This is a genomic window from Nonomuraea basaltis (assembly GCF_005893125.1).
Lineage (GTDB): Bacteria > Actinomycetota > Actinomycetes > Streptosporangiales > Streptosporangiaceae > Nonomuraea > Nonomuraea basaltis.
This window is the reverse complement of the sequence record NZ_VCJS01000050.1, coordinates 44,590-66,318: the sequence shown is the minus strand read 5'-3', so window position 1 is coordinate 66,318 and position 21,729 is coordinate 44,590. Positions and strand designations below refer to the sequence as shown.

Here is a 21,729-nt window from a genome sequence, read left to right as displayed (position 1 = left end):
TGGTGATCGTGGGAGCGCCCCACTTCTTCTCCAGCACGACGTTGCGGCCCTTGGGGCCCAGGGTCACCTTGACGGCGTCAGCGAGCTGGTTCATACCGCGCTCGAGACCGCGCCGGGCGTCCTCGTCGAACGCGATCATCTTCGAAGTCATTCCTGCTCCTGCTCTTGGTGGGGCATGTGCCGGGACGGCGCCCGCGACGGACGGTCCGTCGGCCAAGGGATGTCCCGCCGGCAGACCTCGCCGCCCCGGTACACACCGTGCGATTGGCACTCTCCAGGGGCGAGTGCCAGGCGTCTCCGCGCACTCTACCCTAATTTGCGCGGCACGCATATAGTGCGCGGCACGCAATGCTGGATAGGATTAACCCATGAACGACGACGCGATGGATCTCCGGGCGCGCAACAAGCAGGCCACCCGGGAGGCGATCAGCCAGGCGGCGCTGCGCCTGGCCATCGAGCAGGGCCCCAACGGGCTGGCTCTTGTCCGCGTCCACGACATCGCCGCGGCCGCGGGCGTCTCGCCCCGTACCTACAACAACTACTTCTCCAGCAGGGAGGAGGCGATCTGCGCCTTCCAGGCCGACCAGTCCAGACGCGCGGGGCAGGCGCTGCGCTCCCGGCCCGTCGGCGAGCCGCTGGACCAGGCCGTCATCGCGGCCATCATCGAGCTCTACACCAACCCCGAGCCCGACAAGGCCGGCCTGCGCATGATCATGTCGACGCCTGAGCTGGAGGGCGAGGCCCTGAAGTCGTTCACCATGGCGGAGGGCCCGCTCGCCGAAGCGATCGCGGCGCGCACCGGCTCCGACCCCGGACGCGACCTGTTCCCCGCGGTCACGGCCGCCGCGGTCGCCGGCGCCGTCCGCGTGGCGGGACGGCACTGGCTCGAACCCGGCAACACCGACTCCTTCGCCACCGTCCTGCGCCGCGCCTTGTCCTGCGTCGTTCCCGCCGCGCCGCCTGGAGGCCCACATCCGTGATCAACTCTGGGTGTCTGGAGGGTTCGAAGACACCTTCAAAGCAGCCGTCGATCCGGTGGCGACGAGGTAGGGCCAGACGGCGGTGCTCAGCTGCTGCGGCCAGGTCATGCACGTCGGCGTAGTGCTCATAGAACGTCGAGCGGTTGACGCCGGCGCGTTTCGTGATGTCGTCGATGCTGGACGACCGCACCACCGAACCCGATCCGGCCCTGGTGCCCCTTCGCCGGCTGGTCCTACGACGACAACTACACCGGCTCATACCCCCGTGCGCGCGAGCCGTTCGGCGAGGTCGTCCAGGATGGCTGCCGTGGTGGTGGCGCCGAACCGGCTGGCGCCCGCAGCGGTCAGCTCCAGCAGCACGTCGAGGGTTCGTACGCCGCCGGCGGCCTTGACCTTGACGTGCTCGGAGACGTTGGCCCGCATGAGGCGGATGTCGGCCAGGGTGGCGCCGCCGGGGGCGAATCCGGTGGAGGTCTTGACGTAGGCGGCGCCCGCCTGCTCGCTCAGGCGGCAGGCGCGGACCTTCTCGTCCTCGGTCAGGTAGGCGTTCTCGAAGATGACCTTCACCACGATGCCGGGGGCCGCCTCCACGACCGCGCGGATGTCGGCGAGCACGGCCTCGTCGTCACCGCCGCGCAGGCGCCCGATGTTGAGCACCATGTCCAGCTCGCGGGCGCCGTCGGACACGGCGGCACGGGCCTCGGCGGCCTTGATGGAGGAGGACGAGGAGCCGTGCGGGAAGCCGACCACGGTGCCGGCCGACACGCCGGTCCCGTCGAGGCGCGTGGCGGCCAGAGCCACGTCGCACGGTTTCACGCAGACGGAGGCGACGGCGTAATGGGCGGCGAGGTCGCATCCCGCGCGCACGTCCTTTTCTGTCAGCTCCGGGCGCAACAGGGAGTGGTCGATCATCTTGGCGACGTCGGCGACGGTGTAGGTCATGAGCGCGGCTCCTTCGCGATGGAGAATTGGGGCGGGGAATGCGCCGGATGGGGGACGGCGGTGGCGGTTCACGGGCGGAGGGCGTCCATGGCCGGGGAGTCGACGGTGAAGGCGACGTCGAGGCCGTATCGGGCGGCGACGTACAGGGAGTCGGTGAGCTCCAGCGGCTCGTCGTTCTGGTCGAGGATCAGGCGGTGCTCGACCAGCAACGGCGCGCCGGGGTTCACGGCGAGCACGCCGGCCTCGCGCTCGCCCGCCGTGGCGGCGCCGATGCGGGCGTGGCCGCGCGCCGGTGTGCGGCCGAGTGCGATCAGGGCGGCGTGCAGGGAGCCATGCTCGAGATCGGCCTCCAGCAGGCCGCGCAGGGTGCCGGGGAACAACGCCCGCTCGAGAGCGATGGGCAGGTCGTCGGCCAGCCGCACGCGCTCCACCGCGATCACCCGTCCGCGCCTGCCCAGCCGCAGCCGGTCGGCCTCCTGCGGGGTGGCGGCGCGGGTGGTGGCCGACAACAGCCGCGAGGAGGGCCGCTGCCCGCGACGGCGGATCTCCTCGCTGAAGCGGACCAGGCTCTCGGCGCGGCGGCTGCCCGGCGGCGGGGCCACGAAGGTGCCCCGGCCCGGGTGCCGTACGACCAGGCCGTCGGCGACCAGGCGTTGCATGGCCGCGCGGGCGGTCATCCTGCTGACCGCGAACTCCTCGCTCAGCTCGCTCTCCGAGGGCAGCGCGTCCCCCGGTCTGGAGGCGGCCACGCGCTCGCGCAGCGCCTGCTCGATGACGAAGTAGCGAGGCGCGAAGTCCTCGGGCTGCTTGCCTGTCGCGTTCACACCTCGACTATAACACTAGCTGTATATACAGCTATACTGATTACAGTCGAAAGGGAAGGTGAGCATGCGGCCGGACTTTGAACACCCGATCCGCCAGATCTCCACGAGAGTCGCCTACGAGTCGCCGTACATGCGGCTGCGCGAGGACAGGATCGTCCGCCTGGACGGCTCCGAGGGCGTCTACACCTACGTGGACAAGCCCGACTTCGCGCTGGTCATCGCGGTCGAGGACGGCGGCTTCCATCTGGTCGAGCAGTACCGGTATCCGGTGCGTTCGCGGTCGTGGGAGTTCGTGCAGGGGTCGCTGCCCGGCCTCGTCGTGGGCGATCCCGAGCCGCTGGCCCGGCGGGAGTTGCGGGAGGAGACCGGCATCACGGCTGGGGTGATGCACCACCTGGGACGGCTCTACTGCGCGACCGGCATGTCGTCACAGGGATTCGACGTGTTCGTGGCCTCGGAGCTGTCGCACGGGGAGGCGGCGCGCGAGGTCGAGGAGCAAGACCTGCGCCACCGGTGGTTCTCGCGGGCCGAGCTCGAGGACATGATCCGCGACGGGGTCATCACCGACAACTCCACGTTGGCCGCGTACACCCTGTTCCTGCTGCGCACACCCCCAGGCTGAACCGGGCCGGCGGCGACCCGCCGTACAGATCGTGTGCATACTCGGACTGATCGGACTTGGCGGCGTTCTCTGTACGAGCGCGCTGGGCGCGTTGTGACGGTGCGCCCGCCTGCCACATAGGCATGGCGGGCGCTCGTCTCCTTGGGGTCGATGGCCACCTCGGCCCGCATCCGGACGCGGGCCGCCGCCGACCGCGCCGCCGACGATGGTGTGATCACGGCGCGGTCAAAGCCGGTCGAAGCTCAGCCGGACGTCTTGGACGTGCCGGCAGCGGCCGGGGCCGACTGGAGGCGGGACGGGGTCACGATGGAACCGCCCCAGGAGAGCTTGTCCGTCGGCCACAGCTCACGCTGCGACTTCTTCATCTTGGTCTCGAATCTGCCGCCCACGGGGCAGCGGAAGCCTTGCGGGATCACGGTCAGCGAGATCAGGTAGTTGTCGATCGGCACCGTGCTGCACTCGTCCTTGCCGTAGATGCGGTGACCCCAGCCCTCGTAGGTGAGCAAGCGCGCCTTGGGGCCGAGCTGCCGGGCCACGTTGGCGGACCAGGAGTACGGGGTGGAGGGGTCGTGCAGCGAGTTGCCCAGCAGGATCGGAGCGGTGCCCGTGTAGCGCAGCCGGTGCTGCGGGTTGGTCGTGGGGTGGCCGAGGCAGACAGGCAGGTCCTCCATCGGCATCGGGTTGTATCGCATGTCAGGCGCCCGCCGGTTGGAGCTGCGCAACAGGAAGGCGTACTCCTTGTAGTTGCGCACCCGGAGGCTGTAGTCCTGGCAGAGGATCGCGGTCGGCAGCTGGGCGACCTCACCCGACACGGGCTGGCGGCCGGGCAGCGGAGGCACCCACTCCGGCGGCGCCCCGCCGTCCAGGGCGCGAAGCATCTCGCTCAGCAGCTGCCAGGCGGGTCCTTCGGTGCCCAGCACGCCTTGCCACAGGACCTGGATCTCGGTCATCGGGCGATCCGGGACACCCGGGTAGTACAGCTCGCCCTTGCGCGCCTTGGCCAGGATCCGCTCCCACACCGCCCGGACGTCCTTGCCGTGCAGAGCGCAGCTGGGCTCCTGGTCACACCAGCCGACGAACTGGTCGAAGGCGTCCTCGACGGCGGCGGCCTCGCTGTCGAGGAACGCCTTGACGCCGAGGCTGTGGTCCATGTTGCTGTCCAGGACCAGGGCCCGGATCCGGTTCGGGAACAGCTCGGCGTACATCTGTCCGAGCAGCGTGCCGTACGAGACCCCGTAGAAGGTGAGCTTCTCCTCGCCGAGCGCGGCGCGGAGGGCGTCCATGTCCCGCGCGACGTTGCGCGAGTCGACATGGTCGTAGAGGGGGCCGGTGCGGGCCCGGCAGTCGGCGCGGAGCCTCTCGTTGTAGGCGGTCCACTTGACGAATTCGGCCTGGTTCTTGATGACCGCGTACGGCATCTGGTTGAACACCGACGCCGAGCAGATCACCGGGTTGCTGCGGCCCACGCCCCGCGGGTCGAAGCCGACGATGTCGAACCGCTTGTGGATCTCCTCGGTGAAGAATCCGGGGGAACTGTAGGCGAACTCCACGCCCGATCCGCCCGGGCCGCCCGCGCCGAGCACCAGGGACCCGACCCGGGCGGAGGGGTCGGTGGCCTTGCGTCGCGCGACGGCCAGCTCGACCTTGGCCCCGTTCGGCTTCGACCAGTCGATCGGGACGGCCAGCGTGCCGCACTCGGCGGTGGGTTCCTCTTCGCAGGGCGCCCAGGCGATGCCGCCCTTGCCGGTGGCCCCCGAGGCTCTGTCTCCAGCGGCCTCCCCGGCTGTCGCGTTGGCCGTCGAGACGGGTAACAGTGCCGCCATCGCCACGAAGGCGGCGGCAAGCAGAGAAGATCTTCCTCGCACATTGCTCCAATCATCGGTCGGCCGGCCGGCCCGCTTGCGCGGCACACGACAGACCTTGATCATCCCCCGGTCGACGGCCGCGACAGCCTCAAAACTGGCGTCGGCGGTGAGCGCGAACGGTCACCGCATTGAACGCGACAGATCGACGGCAGCACGATACAACAGCGGTGGCCAAAGCTTCTGACAATGACGGTGAGGATCGTGATGATCAAGCCCGTCGGCCTGCTTGCCTGTCTGGTCCTCGCGGCGTGCACGAGCGCGTCCGGCTCCGCCCCCGGCCACGATCACCCGCGTCACCACCCGCGTCGGACCCGGCAGCACCTACCGCCGGGCGGCATGACCAAGCCGGCAGGGCGGCGTCCCTGCCGGCTCGGTCTCCGTCGCATGGCCTGGACGGATGCAACAGCTTCTGTGGGCGTTGGCTTCCGACCGGGTACGGCCCGGTCCTGGGTGCCGGGGCCGTACCCGCCTGCCGGTGGTGGCTACCGGTAGGTGATGTCGGATGCGGAGTAGAGGCAGTTCACGCCGTCGGCGCCCTCACCGATCTTGGTGGGCTCGCTGCCCTTGGGCACGCCCTTGTACTTCTCGCAGATGGTCGCGCTGCCGTACACGGTGATCCGGCTGAAGCGCGCGGTGTCGCCCCAGTTGGTGTTGATGCCGGCCAGCACCTTGGTGGAGCGGGCGGTGACGCCGTCCATGACCACGTGGCGCTGGTAGGAGGTGGAGCAGTTGCCGCAGGCGCGGTAGAGCTTGCCGGAGCTGTGCACCTGGAAGTTCCTGATGGTCAGGGTTCCGGCGCCGTTGTGCTGGAAGACCTTGTCGGATCGACGGACGTGCCGTGGCGGCCGTGTGCACGTCAGCGCGTGAAGGCGGCCGCGTGCTCCTGCGCCCAGGCGGCGAACGTACGGCCGGGCCGTCCGATCAGCCGCTCGACGTCCGTGGTGATCTCGGTCGGAACACCGTCGTTCGAGCGCTGCCAGTCCAGCAGCGCGTCCGCGATGGGCCCGGACACGTATTCGGCCATCTCCGCCTTCCACTCCTCGCGGGTGACGTTCCGGATGGCGATGTCCTGGCCCGTAACGCGGCTGAGGATGTCGATCTGCCCGGCACACGTGATCGGCTCGGGTCCGGTCAGCGTGTACGCCCGGCCGCTCAGGGTGGGGTCGGCCAGGACGGCGGCGGCCGCCTCGGCGAGGTCGGCCTCGTGGATGGGATCGTTGTACGACTGCGGGTAGGGCAGGCTCACCGGGGCGCCGGCCTTGATGGGCCAGGACCAGGCCAGGGCGTTACCGGCGAAAGCACCGGGGCGGAGCATCGTGCTGCGGATGGGGGCGGCGGTCAGGGCGTGTTCGACGTCCAGGTGGTGCTTGGCCAGTGGATTGGCCTCGGCGTCCGGGGCGAGCACGGCGGACGAAGAGAGCAACACGATGTGCTCCACTCCGGCGGTGACGGCCTCCTTCACGAAGGCGTCGATGTGCGACGACTCGGCGTACAGGAAGATCGAGCTGACGCCCGCCAGGACACCGCGGAAGGTGGACGGGTCGGTCAGGTCGCAGGTGGCGATCGACGGGTCGGTCGGACGACTTGAGGCCGGGCGGACGGGCAGGCCGCGCTGACGCAGGAGGGCGATGAGCTCGGTCGCCACAGCGCCACGAGCGCCGGTAACAAGAATGGTCATATCGGGACATGCCTCTCTGATGATGGACAAGGGCTGTTCAGTGGGAGTGGTGAGCGTGCGCCTTGCGGGGGAGCGGCCGCACCAGGCCACAGCAGGCGATCGAGGCGCCGAGCGGCGGAGCGAACGCGCTGAACGCCTTGCCGAGCTGATCACGGGGAAAGACCGCCCCCACGATGCCGAACCCCTGTGGGATCATCAACGACCCGAACGCCCCCTGGATCATCCGGGCCACGATCAGTGTGCCCGCGTCACCTGCCACCCCACAGGCGACGGATGCGATGGTGAAGCCGCTGATGCCGATCAGGAAGAGCCGACGCCGCCCGTACTTGTCGCCAAGACGTCCGCCGAGGACCAGCAGGACACCGAGCGCCAGTGCGTACCCGGCGCCGAGCCACTGGATGAGGGCCTCTCCGCCGCCGAGGTCGGCCGCGATGGTGGGAGCGGCGAGGTTGGTGATCGTCGCGTCGAGCAGGTCCAGGACGGCGGCGGCGAGTATGACGGCCAGGATGGCCCAGCGCCTGCCGGCCTGGACTGGTGCGGCGCGAATGGGTGTGGACATGCGGTCCCCTATCCGGGATCGGCAGCGGGTAAGATGTGAGCGTGGCACAAAAAGTGCGCCACACAAAGATTGTGTGACGCAAGTAAATGTGAGGTATGGGGCTGTCCGGTGTCAAATCGAGCTGAAACGCTGAAGCGGATCATGGACGAGAGTCAGCGGCACTATGCGGCGTACGTCCTGTTCAACCAGGCGATGGCCGACCATCTGCAGATTCACTCCACCGACCTGCAGTGCGTGGCGCTGCTGGACCTGGAGTCAGGGCCGGTGAGCACCGGTGACATCGCGCGGCTGACCGGCCTGACGCCCGGCTCCGCCACGCGCCTGGTGGATCGGCTGGAGAAGGCGGGTTTGGTGGTACGACACGCGGACCCTGCAGATCGCAGGCGGGCCCTGGTCTCCTTGGCGCCCTCGGCGCGGGAGAGGATCGGTACGGCCTGGGACCTGCCGAGCCAGGCGTTCGCCGAGGCGCTGGAGGGATACGGGGATGCGGAGTTGGCCGTCATCGCCGACTACCTCCACCGAGCCGCCGCCGTGGGCCGTGCCCAGGCCGATCGCCTCGCCAAGGAGAGCTGAGGGGGCGGCGCCGCCCTCATCGCTCCGCATCATGCGCATCGTCCATCCATGTCGTGGCCCGGCGATCGTCCGTCGGTTACCCGGTGCCGTTCAGGGTGTCGAGGAAACGTTGCTCGAACGCGGCGGTGTCGGCTGTCGTGCCGTACCAGAGCAGGCGCCCCGAGGGCGAAAGGAACGTGCGCCCGGCTGAGGGGCCGGTCAGCACCACGTCGAGGCGTCCGGTGGTGAACTCGACGTGCCCTGGATGGACGGCGCTCATCGCGGCCAGAGGATCCCACCAGTAGAGCAGGCCGGCCGCGATCAGGGGCTGGACCTCGGGATGTGTGACGATCTCCAGTACGGTGTCGGCGGCCGGAGTGCGGTGGCCGGCGCCGAGCCGATCTATGAACGCGCTGGTGATGGGCACCTCGTTGGCGGCGTCCAGCGGCACCATCCGCACGGTTCCCCGGCTCCGGGTGAGCACCGCCTGCGCGGCCGCGGGGTCGAGCCAGTAGTTGAACTCCTGGGTCCCGTCGAACTCCGGCGGGGTGCCGCAGCACAGGTTCCCGCCCACTTTGACGGCTCCGCCCATCGTGGTCAGCCGGGAGGCGGAGTACGGCAGCGCGCCGGCCAGGTTGCTGAGTGGGCCGGTGGCGATGACCTGAGCCGAAGGATCGGCCCGCAGCACCTTTCTGATCAGCTCCGGGGCGCGCGGCCGCGATGGCGTCTCGTCGCCGGAGCAGCCGGGCGTGGCCGCCGTGAGCACTCTGTCGAAGAGCTGTCTCAGCTCGGCGGGGAAAGAGTTGGGCGCCGTGCCCGTTCCGTCGGCGATCCACACGTTCCGCAGGCCGAGGCGCTCGGCCAGGCACCGCGCGTGCCGGATCGCCCTGCCCGGTAAGCCGGCGCCGTTGTTCGTCACCGTGATGGCGCGTAAGTCGATGCGGCCGGCCTTGTGCTCCTGAGCGAGGTAGGCCAGCGTGGCCGCATCGTCGAAGTCCATATCGGTGTCGAAGATGACCGCGGGTGGACGGGCATCGGCCGGCGCAGGCAGAGCCGCCGGTGTCGCCATGGCCAGGACGAGGGAGAGCAGGACTCTTTTCATGAGTTTTCCCGGATTCGAGGCGATGGTCCGAGATCCAGTTAAGCCCAGGATGGCTCATATCGATATCGGCACGGCCCGTTCGGCGATCCCAGCCCAGGCACGGTCCTGCGCCGGCCGGTACGCAGCGGGGTTCCCGCCGGAGCCGGGGGTCAGGCCGGGACGAGGCAGATCTTGGCGGCGGTCTCGAACAACGCCTGCGCCTTCGGCTGGACGGATCAGGGCGTTTGGCGCAGTACCCGGAAGGTGGGCTGGTCTTCCTGAGTGATCTCTACGTCGAGGGTCTTGTCCTCCAGGAACGAGGCGGCGTTCGGTTCGAGAAACACGCGAACGCCCTCTGATTCGACTACTTGATCGCCGGGGTGCGGTCCACCCGAGATCGACAGCTCAAGGGATCCGACAAGACCATCGGTAGACGACGATGCGATGCGCAGCCCGGTGTCTTCCGGCGTTTCCGGCTGTGACGTCAGATCACGGATTGCTGCGACCGCATCGGCGGTCAGCGTAAGCACGGCGACTCCTCGGTTGGCGAAATTCCATGGTCGTGAAGGAGCAGTTGCACCCGTCCTTTCCTGAGACGGGGACCCAGGGGCGACACCCTGACGTGTTGCCCGGGCAGAGCAGCAAAAAACCCCAATTGGTACCAAAGGCGCCCAATCTCGGCATCGTAGGGAATGCCAGCCGCTAACCGTCAACTGAACGGCCTCTGACCCCGCCCTTCGTAGCGTGACAGGCATGGATGAGGCCGATGCTTCCCAAGTCGCGGGCCAGACCGTCGGCGTCCCTCACGGCGCGGCAAGGGCCTGGCGGGCTGACCGGCTGCGGGCGTGGAACGCCGTGCGCCGGCCGCATGTGGCGCTGGCGCTGGTGGCCATCTGCTACACGGCGGTTCAGCTGGCGTTGACCGTCAGGATCGGGCTCGGATGGGACGAGAGCGTGTACATCAGCCAGGTGGCCCGCGGCGTCCCCGCAGCCGAGTTCACCGCGCCACGCGCCCGCGGGGTTCAGCTCCTGGTGGCTCCTGTCGCGCTGGTCACCCCTTCGGTGACGGCCATACGGGTCTATCTCAGCCTGCTGTCGGGGATCGCGTTGTTCCTGGCCTACATGCCGTGGATTCGGTTGCAGGCCGGAGCGGTGGCGCCGGTCGCCGCCGCCTTGTTCGGCGGCTTGTGGTTGTCGCTGTTCTACGCCAACGAGGCCATGCCGAACATGTGGGTCGCCTACAGTGCCGTCGCCGGAGTGGGCCTGGCCTGCCTGACCGAGGTGCGTCCGAGGGCGCGCCTGGCCAATGCCGGGATCGTGGCGGCGTTCGCGGTCGCTTCGCTCATGCGCCCCTCGGACGCGACCTGGCTGGCCTTGCCGCTGCTCGGGTATGGGATCGCGCGAAGGCGCCGGCGGCCGGCGCTCGCCACGACGGCCGGGCTCGCGATCGGCTGGGCGGAGTGGATGGCCGAGGCGGTCCTGCGGTACGGCGGGCCGCTCGCGCGCCTGCACGCGGCGGGGGCGGAGAACGCGACCGGACTGCACTTCAGCCTCCCCGACCATCTGCGCGCGCTGAACGGACCCCTGCTGTGCCGCTTCGGCGTCGAATGCGGGGGCCTGCCGCTGACACAGGTCGCCTGGTTCGCGGCGGTGCCGGTCTTCGCGGCGCTGGGTGTGTGGACGGCCCGGCGGCGTGCTCTCGTGGCGGCCCTGGCCTGCGGACTGTCGCTCGCCCTGTCCTACGTCTTCACCGTCGGGTACGCCGCTCCGCGCTTCCTGCTGCCCGCCTACGCCCTGCTCGCTCTCCCGGTCTCGGCGGGCGTTGCCCGGCTGTGCCGGCGGCGGGGCTCAGCGGTGCTCGCCGTCGTGGGCGTCGCGTGCTACTTCGTCGTGCAGGCCAAGTCCGTCTACATCCACGGCCAGCAGGTCTACGCCGAGCGCGCCGTCGCGCCCGAGATCGTCGCCCGGCTCAAGCGGATGGGGATGCGGCCGCCGTGTTTCCTGTACGGCCATGACGCCGTACAGATCGGATACCTGGCCCAGTGCGCCTCACACGGCGTCTTTCGTCACTACGGCGGCAGGTCATCCGTACCGTCCTCCATCAGGGCCGCGATGGGACGGCGCGATTGGGTCGGCGTCATCACGACCTCCCGGCGGCCTCCGGCGCCTTTCCTCAAGTCCTGGACCGCGGTCGATCTGCGGATCGACGGTGGGAAGAGGTGGCATGTGTTCGTGCCGCCGGGAGGATGAGCCGGCATCGTCTGCCGCTGCTGGTGCCGAAGTTCCTGGCCGTCGACGCCTTCTTCATCTGTTCTTCCAGAAGCGGCTCGTCGAGGGCCTGGCCACGACCGGCCTGAAGTAAGGAGCACGCGGGGCGACGGCGTTTCGCATGGGTCGCCGACGGACGTCAAAAGCGTCGGCGGTACCCTTCGCGCACGTGCCACCAGGGGAGAGACATCGATGAGTACGGTCGAAGGCCAGGACGGCGAGCAGTTGTCCATCACTCCGCCCAAGACCTGGGCGGCCGGGCTGCCCGGGGTCGCCCACGCCCTTGAGTACTCCTTGGGCCAGACGTCGATCCGCCGGACGGCGCTGACGCTGCTGAACGTCAACCAGGCCGAAGGCATCGACTGCCCCGGCTGCGCCTGGCCTGAGCCGGGGCGGCGGCACAAGAACGAATACTGCGAGAACGGCGCCAAGCACGTCACCGACGAGGCGACCACGCGCCGGGTGACCGCCGATTTCTTCCGGCAGTACTCGGTCTCGGAGCTGGGCGGCAAGTCCGATCAGTGGCTCAACCAGCAGGGCAGGCTCACCGAGCCCATGGTCAAGCGCCCCGGCTCGGACCACTACGAGCCGATCGGCTGGCACGAGGCGCTCGGCCTGCTCGCTGATGAGCTGCGCGGCCTGGACGACCCCGACGAGGCCCTCTTCTACACCTCTGGCCGCCTCGGCAACGAGGCCGCCTTCCTGCTGCAGCTGTTCGCCCGCGCGTACGGCACCAACAACCTGCCGGACTGCTCCAACATGTGCCACGAGTCCAGCGGTTTCGCGCTGCTCGAGACGCTGGGCACCGGCAAGGGCAGTGTGAGCCTCGACGACATCCACGACGCCGACCTGGTCTTCGTCGTCGGCCAGAATCCCGGCACCAACCATCCGCGGATGCTGTCGGCCCTGGAGCAGACCAAGCGCTCGGGCGGGCAGGTCATCGCGGTGAACCCGTTGCCCGAGGCCGGGCTGATGCGGTTCAAGAACCCCCAGAAGGCCCGCGGGCTCATCGGCCGGGGGACGCAGATCGCCGACGAGTTCCTGCAGATCCGCCCCGGCGGCGACCTGGCGCTGTTCCAGGCGCTCAACCTGCTGCTGCTCCAGGCCGAAGACGAGCGTCCTGGCACCGTCGTGGACCACGCGTTCATCGAGGCGCACACCACGGGCTTCGACGCCTTCGCCGCGCACGTCCGCGGTGTCGCCTGGACCGACGTGCTGGCGGCCACCGGTCTCACCCGTGACGAGATCGAGCGCGTCCATGCCCGGGTGCTGGCCAGCGAGAAGATCATCGTGTGCTGGGCGATGGGCCTGACCCAGCACAAGCACGGCGTGGCCACCATCCGCGAGATCGTCAACTTCCTGCTGCTGCGCGGCAACCTCGGCAGGCCCGGCGCCGGGGTCTGCCCGGTGCGCGGGCACAGCAACGTCCAGGGCGACCGCACCATGGGCATCTGGGAACGCATGCCGCAATCGTTCCTGGACGCGCTGGAACGGGAGTTCGGCTTCACCCCGCCCGCCGAGCACGGCCTGGACACCGTCGGCGCCATCCAGGCGATGCTGGACGGCCGGGCCAAGGTGTTCCTCGGGGTCGGCGGCAACTTCGTCCGGGCCACCCCCGACAGCACGGCCACCGAACGCGCCATGCGCACCTGCCGGCTGACCGCGCACATCTCCACCAAGCTCAACCGCTCCCACACCGTCTGCGGCCAGACCGCGCTGATCCTGCCGACGCTGGGCCGCAGCGACCGCGACCTCCAGGCGGGCGGGGAGCAGTTCGTCACGGTCGAGGACTCGATGAGCCAGGTGCACACCTCTCGTGGCCGCCTCCACCCCGCCTCCGACAGCCTGCTCAGCGAGGTGGCCATCATCAGCCGGCTGGCCCGCCTGACCCTCGCCGATCAGCCGGACATCCCTTGGGAGACGTTCGAGGCGGACTACGGCACGATCCGCGACCGCATCGCCCGCGTCGTGCCCGGCTTCGAGGACTTCAACACTCGCGTGGCCAGTCCCGGCGGCTTCCGCCTGCCCAACCCGGTCAACCGGCGTGTCTTTCCCACCCCCGGCGGCAAGGCCGTCTTCACCCGCAACGCCCTCACCATGCTGCAGGCGCCGAAGGGGCACCTGATCCTGCAGACCTTGCGCTCTCACGACCAGTGGAACACGATCCCGTACTCCGGCAACGACCGCTACCGCGGCATCCACCACGGCCGCCGGGTCGTGCTCGTCAACCCCGCCGACCTGGCCGAGCTGGGCATCGCCGACCGCAGCCAGGTCGACCTGGTCAGCGTCTGGCACGACGGCGTGGAACGCCGCGCCCCCTCCTTCGCCGTCGTGTCCTACCCCACGACGCCCGGCTCCGCCGCCGCGTACTACCCGGAGACCAACGTCCTGGTCCCACTGGACAGCGTCGCCGACCACAGCAACACGCCCACCTCGAAGGCGATCGTGATCCGGCTGGAAGCGGCGACCTCAGGGGAGGAGTGACCGCCTGCGGTCGGTGCTCAGGGTGCTCGGTCGCCGCGCGTTCGAGCATCCAGGACACCGGGAGCAGCAGCCCGCGCCGCTCACCCGGCCGCGGACGCTCCTGCTCGTGCACGAACACGGCGCGGAACAGCTCCAGCTTGCCGCCGTCCGATCAGTTTTCCTCATCAGGACCCTCCTTGATTCAACTTCGATCACTTTCGATCGGTACTATGGGACGTCGGCGAGGAGGACTATGACCAACACTGCAACCGGCTCTTCGGCCGGCCGGCCGGATCGAGCGCCAGGCCCGCTGCTCGCCGCCTGGAAGGCCGCGGCTTCGCAGGACAGCCTGATCCGCACCTTGCTGCCGCCGGACGCGGCCCTGCCGGCGCCCGCCGCCGGGGCGGCCGTCTGGGATCGGATCCCGGCCGAGACCCTCGCCGCCGTCCGCGAGCAGGCGGAGGCCGAGCTGGGCACGCCCTGGCCACAGCCGCTGGCGTCGCAGTACGCGCGGTTCTTCCGGGACGGGAACCGGACGGTGTACGAGAGCAACGTGTTCGAGCGCCAGGACCGGCTGACCCGCGCGGTGCTCATGGCGGTGGTGAGCCGTGCGGGCATCTGGCTGGACGAGGTGGCCGACGGCATCGTCCAGCTGTGCGAGCAGAGCTCGTGGTGCTGGCCGGCGCACGAGGAGTCGTGCCGTCCGCGCGGGACGGTGCTGCCCGATGTGGCCGCTCCGTGCCTCGACCTCGGCGCCGCCGACGTCGCCGCCCAGTTGGCCTGGGCCGACCAGGTTCTCGGGGCGGAGCTGGACGCGCGGTTCCCAGGATTGCGGGAACGGGTGCGTACGGAGGTGCGCGGGCGGGTGCTCGATCCGTTCGTCCGGCGGCGCGACTGGCACTGGCTGGGGTTCGACGGCGACGTGCACAACTGGTGCCCGTGGATCTGCGGCAACGTGCTCGTCGCGGCGCTGCGCCTGGCCGCGCCGGGAGAGGATCGCGCGTGCCAGATCGCCCTGGCCCTGGCGGGGATCGATCGCTACCTCGCGGCGCTGCCGGACGACGGCTCCGTCGACGAGGGCTACGAATACTGGTGGAACGGGGCGTGCCGCGCGCTCGAGGCGCTCGACCTCCTGGAACACGCCACCTCAGGGGCGCTCGACGCGGCCGGGATCCCGGTCGTGCGCGAGACGGTCCGGTTCCCCCACCGCATGCATCTGGGCGGGCCGTGGTATCTCAACCTCGCAGACTCGCGGGCCCGGCCGCCGGGCGATCAGCCGTGGCACGTGCCCTACCGCTGGGCTCGCCGGCTGGGCGAGGACGACGGGGTCCGGCACGCGGCGTCCCAGCGCCCGGCCGCGGTTCCCGCCACGGTCGAGCTCGGGCGGGCCTTGAGGGAGCTCACCGACGCCGAATGGCTGGGAGCCGAACGGAGCGAGCCGCCTCTGGTCGCCGCGGTCTGGCTGCCCGGGACGCAGGTCGGTGTCGCGCGTTCGGCCGGCGGGACGGCACGCGGGCTCACGCTCGCGATCAAGGGCGGGCACAACGACGAGCACCACAACCACAACGATGTCGGCTCCTTCGTCGTCGCCGTGGACGGCGTGCCCGTGCTCGTCGACGCGGGCCGGCCGACGTACACGGCGCAGACGTTCGGTCCGGACCGTTACGCGATCTGGACGATGCAGAGCGGCTGGCACAACGTCCCCGAGATGCGAGGCACGCAGCAGGGGCAGGGCGCCCGATTCCGGGCCCGTGACGTCGAGGTGGTGGACAAGCCCGATCTCTTCGAGGTGCGGCTGGACCTGGCCGCCGCCTACCCCCTGCCGGAGCCGGCGCGATGGAGGCGGACGGCCCGGCTGGACCGCCACGCGGCCCGGGTCACGATCGAGGACACGTGGAGCTTCACCGGCGACGGCGACCCCAGCGTCCTGCATCTGCTGCTCGCCGGGCGGATCGAGCGGCCGGCCGCCGGGCAGGTCGTCGTCCGGCCGCCGGCTGGCGGACGGGCCGCGCTCGTCACCTGGGACCCGGAGCGTGCGACGGCCGCGCTCACCGTCCGTACGCTGGAGGACCCCATGCTCTCGGATGTGTGGGGCGATCACGTGACCCGGCTGGAGCTGCGGCTGCCCGGCACGGCGACCGGCGCCTTCGAGATCCGGGTGGGGGTGCAGGAATGACGGTGTCAGACTCGCCGGGGCCGCTGCCGGACGAGCGCCGCGCCCAGGTGGTCGAACTGCTGCGCCGGCGCGGCGTCGTACGCGTCAACGAACTCGCGGCGGAGCTGGACGTCTCCGCCATCACCATCCGCCGCGACATCGCGCTGCTCTCCTCCCAAGGGCTCATCCGCCGGGTCCGCGGCGGTGCCGTCCTGCACGGCGGAGCGGTGGCCGACACGCTCGCGGGCTCCGACCGCGACGACTCCCCGCCGCCGCGTCCCGCGCCGGAACCGAAGGCGGCGGCCGAGCGGCAGCTCACGATCGGGATGGTGGTGCCGTCGGTGACCTACTACTGGCCCGACGTGATCCGCGGGGTTCGCGAGGCCGCGGCGGCCTCCGGTGCCCGCATCGTGCTGCGCGGCGCCACCTATCGGGCCTCCGACGAACGCCGCCAGCTCGCCCGGCTGGTCGAGGAGGTGGGCGTGGACGGCCTGCTGGTGGCACCGACCACCACCGGCGACGAGGGCGAGGCGCTGGTGCGCTGGCTGCAGGGCGCGGGCGTGCCGGTGGTCCTCATCGAGCGGACCGCCACCGTCGGGCCGTATCACGAGGCGATGGAATCCGTGGTCAGCGACCATGCGCTCGGGGCGGCCATGGCCGTACGGCACCTCGTCACGCTCGGCCACCGGCGCATCGGGCTGATCACCACCTTCCAGAGCCCGACGACCCCGCACGTGCGGCGCGGATGGCGGCAGGCGAGCGAGGAGCTCGGTCTCCGGCTCGACGGCACACCGGATGCCGACACGGTCGATCAGCCGGATCCCGAGTGGCAGAAGGTGCTCGACGGCGTGCTCGACCAGTGCATCGCCTCCGGGACGACGGCGCTGCTCATTCACTCCGATCCGGAGGCGATCAGCCTGGTCTCACGTTCCCAGGAGCGCGGCATCCGGGTGCCCGCCGATCTCGCCGTGGTGACCTACGACGACGAGGTGGCCGAGCTGTGCGACCCGCCGCTGACCGCGGTGCGGCCGCCCAAGTCGGCCATCGGCCGGGCGGCCTTCGCGCTTCTCGCCGCCCGCCTGGCCGACCAGGACCCGGAACGGCCCACCCACCGCGTCGTCATCGAGCCGCGCCTGATCGTACGCTCCTCCTCGGCGTAGCCATCGAGCCGCGCCTGACGAGGCCAGGAGGTCATGGCAGGGCCGTCGTCATGGCGGCGACACGTCGTCACAAGCGGGCGCCGGTGGTGTCCAGGACGTCGGCCGTTCCGTCCGGCCAGGTCAGCCGGGCGAGCGCCGGGCCGTCCCAGGACAGGACCGGCGGGTCGCCCGGCTCCTGTCCGCCGAGGTACACCGCCACGTCGTACCACGTGTCCAGCAAGGCAGGCGTGCTGGAGGCGCACCACGGGACGAGCGTCCACGGGGCGAGCGGCGAGGAGTTCTCCGCTGACGTGGCGCCGGACAGGTCGAGTCCTGCGCCCGGGATGACGCGGGAGCAGGCGGCGCCGTCCGGCGCGTGACCCTGGGGGAGCGGCCATCCCCCGACCCGCAGCGGGCCGGGCTGCTCCCCGGCCGGCGCCGACAGCCGCACCAGGCGCACTTCCCAGGGGCCGCGCACGGCGGAGATCACGGCAATCCACGGCCCGAGGCGTACCGCTCCCGACCGTCCGGAGCCGTGATCGCGGCTGTCGTCCTCAGGAGTGACCCAGTGGGACTGCCAGCGCGAGGCGCCGATCAGCGTGCCCGTGGGTAGGCGATCGACGAGGAGTGTCTCGAAGCCCGTGCGGTGGCTGGGCCGCTCGTTCTCGTCGAGGATCACGACCGACTGGTCCAGCGGTTCGGCGGCATGCTCACCCGCGAGCACGGGCGAGGTCGCCGTCGAGTACCCCAGCCGCGCGTACAGGGGCGAGTCGGTGAGGTGTGTCCCGGGACGGGAGTGGTCGGTGCCGTGGTTGACCACGCGCACGATGCCGTCGGCGCGGGTGCCGCTGACCAGCCAGCCGGGGGCGGCGACGGTGAGGTGGTAGTCGCCGGACTCGACCGGCAGCGGTTCCTCGACGGCCGTCCACACCGGGTGATCGGCGGGCAGGGTCAGGCCGAAGAATCCCTTGGCCGCCCAGTACGGCGAGCCGGGACCGGAGTACGACTGGGCGATCGGCGGCCAGGCCCCGTGCCAGCCGAGCGTCAGGATCCCCTCTTCGTCGGGCGCCCCGTGGTCGGTGAAGTGGCGGGCGATGCCGGAGGCGGCCCGGCGGAGGAGCCCGGGGCCGGGTGTCGCGACGCCCGCGCGGGCGCCGGCCCAGAACTGGGTGGCGGCGGCGAACCGGTAGGCGAGGCTGCGGCCCTGGATGAGGGGGGATCCGTCGGCGCCGACGAGGTGGACGGCATCGTGCAGGTAGCGTTCGAGCCGCTGGAGATACACCGGCCGCCGCGAGTCCGCCGCCGGGTCGCCCGCGGCCATCTCGGCCCACATCAGCGGGTAGAACTGCAGCGCCCATCCCGCGTAGTGGTCGTAGGCGCGCTCGGCGCCGTCGGCGTACCAGCCGCTCTCCCGAGCGAAGCCGTCGGAGAGCGCGAGCCCCTCCTCGATGTCCTTGCGCTCGAAGGGCCCGCCCACGGAGGCGAGGAACTGCTCGACGACGATCTGGAACCAGACCCAGTTGATCGGGGGGTAGTCGGAGCCGACCGCGGGCGCGAGATAGTCGACGACCTGCTCCTGCACGACCGGATCGAGCCGGTCCCACAGCCACGGCCTGGTCAGGTGGAGCACCAGGGCGATGGACGCGGCCTCCACCTTCGCCTGGCCGTGCTCGTCGAGGCGTACCCAGCGCTCGGGTGAACGAGGATCCGTTCCGGTGGCGAGTCCCCGCGCGTACCAGTCCATCAGGCCCAGCGGGTCGCGTCCGCTCTCTCCCGCCACCCGGAATCCGGCGGCCAGGAACGTGCGCGCGAAGCCCTCCAGCGCGTCGACGTCGGCCCCGTATCCGCCCGGCGGGCCGGGAAACGAGATGCGCGCGTGCGAGGCCGAGGCGTAGCGCCGGGCCGACAGGAGGAGATGATCGGCCAGCGCCGCCCAGTGGTTCCGGGTCCAGCCGGTGTAGGGCGAGAGCCGCAGGTCGTCGAACTCCCGCAGCATGCGCATGGGTGCTCCTATGTGTGAAAAGTGATCGGATCTGACGATGTAACGCGAACGCCTCCTGCCACGTCAAGAGCTGGATGCCAGGCTTCGTACGTTATCGATCAATATCGATCAGATAACGTGATCGTTCTGATTAACAAGGTGTTGACCTGATTGACATGATCAGACATGATCGGCGGCATTGGTAAGCGCTTGCCGAGGAAGGGACCCGAGTGAACGACGCACGACCACAGGCCCTGCTGGTCATGGACCCCGCGAAGTTCAGCGTGCAGTTCCAGGAGCCGCAGCTGCGCCGGTTGCGTGGTCTCGTCGAGCTCACCGACCCGATCTCGACCGACGACCTCGACTCGGCACACGTGCGGCGCCGGCTGCGTGAGGTCGAGGTGCTCGTGACCTCGTGGGGCTGCCCGCAGCTGACGGCCGAGCGGCTCGCCGGCGCGCCGCGGCTGCGAGCGATCTTCCACTGCGCGGGCACGGTCCGCACGTTCGTCACCGACGAGGTCTGGCGTCGCGGGATCCTGGTGACCAACGCCGCCGACGAGAACGCGATCCCGGTGGCCGAGTTCACCCTCGCCGCGATCATCTTCGCCGGGAAGAAGGCGCCTTTCCTCGCCCAGGACGCGCGCAAGCACCGCGACAACTGGTCCTACTCGACCCGCCGCGGGGAGCTGTCCAACCGCGGGCGCACGATCGGCGTCGTCGGCTTCTCCCGCACGGGGCGCCGGGTCGTCGAACGGCTGCGCACTCTGGACGTCGACATCCTGGTCGCCGATCCCTACGCCGACCCGGCCGAGGTGGCGGCGGCCGGCGGACGCCTGGTCTCGCTGCCCGACCTGCTGCCGCGCTGTGACGTGCTCACGCTGCACGTTCCGGCGCTGCCGTCCACCCGTCACCTCATCGGGGCGCCGGAACTGGCCCTGCTGCGCGACGGGGCGACCGTCATCAACACCGCGCGCGGCGCCGTCCTGGACACCGCTGCCCTGGAGCGCGAGTGCGCCACAGGACGGCTCGACGCGATGCTCGACGTCACCGACCCGGAGCCACTGCCGGCCGACTCACTGCTGTACGACCTGCCCAACGTCATGATCACCCCCCACGTAGCCGGATCTCTCGGATCAGAGACCCGGCGGATGAGTGAGAGCGCGCTCGACGAGCTCGAACGCTACCTGTCCGGCCAGCCGCCCCGTGCGGCCGTGACCGCCGACGAGTTCGTGGTTAGCGCCTGAGCCCTGAGACCGGCTCGATGGAAGGAGACCGGATCAATGATCGCTTCGAACACCTCTGGAAGGGCCCGAGTGCGACGCCACCTTGTGAAGAGCCTGGGAGTCGTAGCCGCGCTCTCGCTCGCCGTCACCGCCTGCGGTTCCAGCGAGCCCGAGGCCGGCGGTGACGGGAACGTCACCCTGTCCGTCACGGTGTGGAACCTTGCCAAGACGCCCGAGTTCAAGGCCCTGTTCACCGCCTTCGAGCAGGCGAACCCCGGCATCAAGATCGAGCCGGTGGACATCCTCGCCGACGACTATCCCGAGAAGGTCACCACGATGCTCGCCGGTGGCGACACCTCCGACGTGATCACGATGAAGAACGTCACCGACTACGCGCGCTACTCCAGCCGAGGGCAGCTGCTCGAGCTCACCGACCTGGTCAAGTCGGGCGACACCTCGAAGCTCGCGGGCCTGGACGCCTTCAACGTCAGCGAGAAGTATTACGCGATGCCGTACCGCCAGGACTTCTGGCTGCTCTACTACAACAAGAAGCTCTTCGACGAGGCAGGCGTCAAGTATCCCGAGTCCATGACCTGGGACGAGTACGCCAAGCTCGCGCAGCAGCTCACGAAGACCAAGGACGGCAAGAAGGTCCACGGCACCTACCACCACACCTGGCGGTCCGTGGTGCAGGCCGTCTCGGCGGCGCAGACCGGCGGCGACCAGCTCAGCGGCGAGTACTCCTTCTTCAACGACCAGTACGCGACGGCACTCGGGCTGCAGAAGGCCGGCGCCACCCTCGACTTCGGCACCGCGAAATCGCAGAATTCCGACTACCGGACGATGTTCGAGACCGGCGCGACGGCCATGATGCCCATGGGCACCTGGTACATCTCCGGCGTCCTCGAGGCGAAGGCGAACGGCAAGACCGACGTCGAGTGGGGGCTGGCCCCGATGCCGCAGCGCCCGGGCGGCTCGGACGTGACGACCTTCGGGTCGCCGACCGCCTTCGCCGTCAACAAGCGGGCCGAGCACGCCGACGCGGCCAAGAAGTTCGTGCAGTTCGCCGCGAGCAAGGCCGGAGCCGAGGCGATCTCCAAGGTGGGTGCGGTGCCGGCGCTGCAGAGCCCCGAGATCACCTCCACCTACTTCCAGCTCAAGGGCATGCCCACTGACGAGGTGTCCAAGAAGGCGTTCGAGCCGGACAAGGTCGTGCTGGAGATGCCGGTCAGCGACAAGACCTCCGACGTCGACACGATCCTCAAGGAAGAACACGAGCTCATCATGGTCGGCGACAAGTCTGCCGCCGACGGCATCCGATCGATGAACGATCGCGTCAAGAACGAAGTCCTCAGCTAGGGAACGGCGGCGGGCCCGGAGACATCCGGCGCCCGCCG

18 protein-coding genes are annotated in these 21,729 nt (G+C 70.1%); 9 read left to right on the top strand and 9 right to left on the bottom strand.

Going from position 1 to position 21,729, the window contains the following annotated elements:
* The first annotated feature begins 368 nt into the window (after positions 1-368).
* Positions 369-980, top strand: a complete 612-nt coding sequence (locus tag EJK15_RS24060) for a TetR/AcrR family transcriptional regulator (RefSeq protein ID WP_138712717.1) — start codon at positions 369-371, stop codon at positions 978-980.
* Positions 981-1,235: 255 nt separating this feature from the next.
* On the opposite strand, the gene deoC is transcribed toward EJK15_RS24060, so the two are convergent.
* Both deoC and EJK15_RS24045 read right to left on the bottom strand, forming a co-directional pair.
* Positions 1,236-1,922, bottom strand: coding sequence for a deoxyribose-phosphate aldolase (gene deoC / locus EJK15_RS24050; protein ID WP_138712716.1), 687 nt, complete (start codon positions 1,920-1,922; stop codon positions 1,236-1,238).
* A gap of 68 nt (positions 1,923-1,990) precedes the next feature.
* Positions 1,991-2,746 carry a GntR family transcriptional regulator gene (locus tag EJK15_RS24045; RefSeq protein ID WP_138712715.1) on the bottom strand — a complete coding sequence of 252 codons (756 nt, stop codon included), beginning with the start codon at positions 2,744-2,746 and terminating at the stop codon, positions 1,991-1,993.
* Positions 2,747-2,810: 64 nt separating this feature from the next.
* On the opposite strand from EJK15_RS24045, the gene EJK15_RS24040 reads away from it, so the two are divergent.
* Positions 2,811-3,368 carry an NUDIX domain-containing protein gene (locus EJK15_RS24040; RefSeq protein WP_138712714.1) on the top strand — a complete coding sequence of 186 codons (558 nt, stop codon included), beginning with the start codon at positions 2,811-2,813 and terminating at the stop codon, positions 3,366-3,368.
* A gap of 242 nt (positions 3,369-3,610) precedes the next feature.
* On the opposite strand, the gene EJK15_RS24035 is transcribed toward EJK15_RS24040, so the two are convergent.
* From EJK15_RS24035 to EJK15_RS24020, 4 genes are all read right to left on the bottom strand, one after another.
* Positions 3,611-5,191 (bottom strand): alpha/beta fold hydrolase, encoded by a 1,581-nt coding sequence (locus EJK15_RS24035; protein WP_171074500.1) that lies wholly within the window; start codon positions 5,189-5,191, stop codon positions 3,611-3,613.
* Between the two features lie 524 nt (positions 5,192-5,715).
* Positions 5,716-6,093: a pectate lyase gene (locus EJK15_RS24030; protein WP_276615426.1), complete on the bottom strand. Its 378-nt coding sequence runs from the start codon at positions 6,091-6,093 to the stop codon at positions 5,716-5,718.
* A complete protein-coding gene (locus EJK15_RS24025; RefSeq protein ID WP_138712712.1) occupies positions 6,090-6,911 on the bottom strand; it encodes an NmrA family NAD(P)-binding protein in 822 nt (273 codons plus the stop codon). Before EJK15_RS24025 ends, EJK15_RS24030 begins: the two co-directional genes overlap by 4 nt.
* A 37-nt stretch (positions 6,912-6,948) precedes the next feature.
* On the bottom strand, positions 6,949-7,470 hold the full coding sequence (locus EJK15_RS24020) for an MFS transporter (RefSeq protein WP_240777174.1): 522 nt from the start codon (positions 7,468-7,470) through the stop codon (positions 6,949-6,951).
* A 141-nt stretch (positions 7,471-7,611) separates the two neighbouring features.
* Here EJK15_RS24020 and EJK15_RS24015 point away from each other — a divergent pair, with 141 nt between their 5' ends.
* A complete protein-coding gene (locus EJK15_RS24015; protein ID WP_138712711.1) occupies positions 7,612-8,043 on the top strand; it encodes a MarR family winged helix-turn-helix transcriptional regulator in 432 nt (143 codons plus the stop codon).
* A gap of 76 nt (positions 8,044-8,119) precedes the next feature.
* Here the strand turns inward: EJK15_RS24015 and EJK15_RS24010 are convergent, their stop codons facing one another.
* Positions 8,120-9,124 (bottom strand): nucleoside hydrolase, encoded by a 1,005-nt coding sequence (locus EJK15_RS24010; protein WP_138712710.1) that lies wholly within the window; start codon positions 9,122-9,124, stop codon positions 8,120-8,122.
* A gap of 215 nt (positions 9,125-9,339) precedes the next feature.
* Positions 9,340-9,633, bottom strand: coding sequence for a Fe-S cluster assembly protein HesB (locus EJK15_RS24005; RefSeq protein ID WP_138712709.1), 294 nt, complete (start codon positions 9,631-9,633; stop codon positions 9,340-9,342).
* Positions 9,634-9,856: 223 nt separating this feature from the next.
* On the opposite strand from EJK15_RS24005, the gene EJK15_RS24000 reads away from it, so the two are divergent.
* From EJK15_RS24000 to EJK15_RS23985, 4 genes are all read left to right on the top strand, one after another.
* Positions 9,857-11,353 (top strand): hypothetical protein, encoded by a 1,497-nt coding sequence (locus EJK15_RS24000; protein WP_138712708.1) that lies wholly within the window; start codon positions 9,857-9,859, stop codon positions 11,351-11,353.
* Positions 11,354-11,563: 210 nt separating this feature from the next.
* Positions 11,564-13,855, top strand: coding sequence for an FdhF/YdeP family oxidoreductase (locus EJK15_RS23995; RefSeq protein WP_138712707.1), 2,292 nt, complete (start codon positions 11,564-11,566; stop codon positions 13,853-13,855).
* Positions 13,856-14,087: 232 nt separating this feature from the next.
* A complete protein-coding gene (locus tag EJK15_RS23990) occupies positions 14,088-16,010 on the top strand; it encodes a heparinase II/III domain-containing protein (protein WP_138712706.1) in 1,923 nt (640 codons plus the stop codon).
* Positions 16,007-17,149 (top strand): substrate-binding domain-containing protein, encoded by a 1,143-nt coding sequence (locus tag EJK15_RS23985; RefSeq protein ID WP_138712705.1) that lies wholly within the window; start codon positions 16,007-16,009, stop codon positions 17,147-17,149. The genes EJK15_RS23990 and EJK15_RS23985 overlap by 4 nt, the downstream gene beginning before the upstream one ends.
* Positions 17,150-17,216: 67 nt before the next feature.
* On the opposite strand, the gene EJK15_RS23980 is transcribed toward EJK15_RS23985, so the two are convergent.
* Complete coding sequence (locus EJK15_RS23980) at positions 17,217-19,130, bottom strand: DUF2264 domain-containing protein (RefSeq protein ID WP_206061071.1); 1,914 nt, start codon at positions 19,128-19,130, stop codon at positions 17,217-17,219.
* 209 nt (positions 19,131-19,339) lie between these two features.
* Here EJK15_RS23980 and EJK15_RS23975 point away from each other — a divergent pair, with 209 nt between their 5' ends.
* A complete protein-coding gene (locus EJK15_RS23975) occupies positions 19,340-20,353 on the top strand; it encodes a hydroxyacid dehydrogenase (RefSeq protein WP_240777173.1) in 1,014 nt (337 codons plus the stop codon).
* A 69-nt stretch (positions 20,354-20,422) separates the two neighbouring features.
* Positions 20,423-21,691 carry an ABC transporter substrate-binding protein gene (locus EJK15_RS23970; RefSeq protein ID WP_206061070.1) on the top strand — a complete coding sequence of 423 codons (1,269 nt, stop codon included), beginning with the start codon at positions 20,423-20,425 and terminating at the stop codon, positions 21,689-21,691.
* Positions 21,692-21,729: the final 38 nt, after the last annotated feature.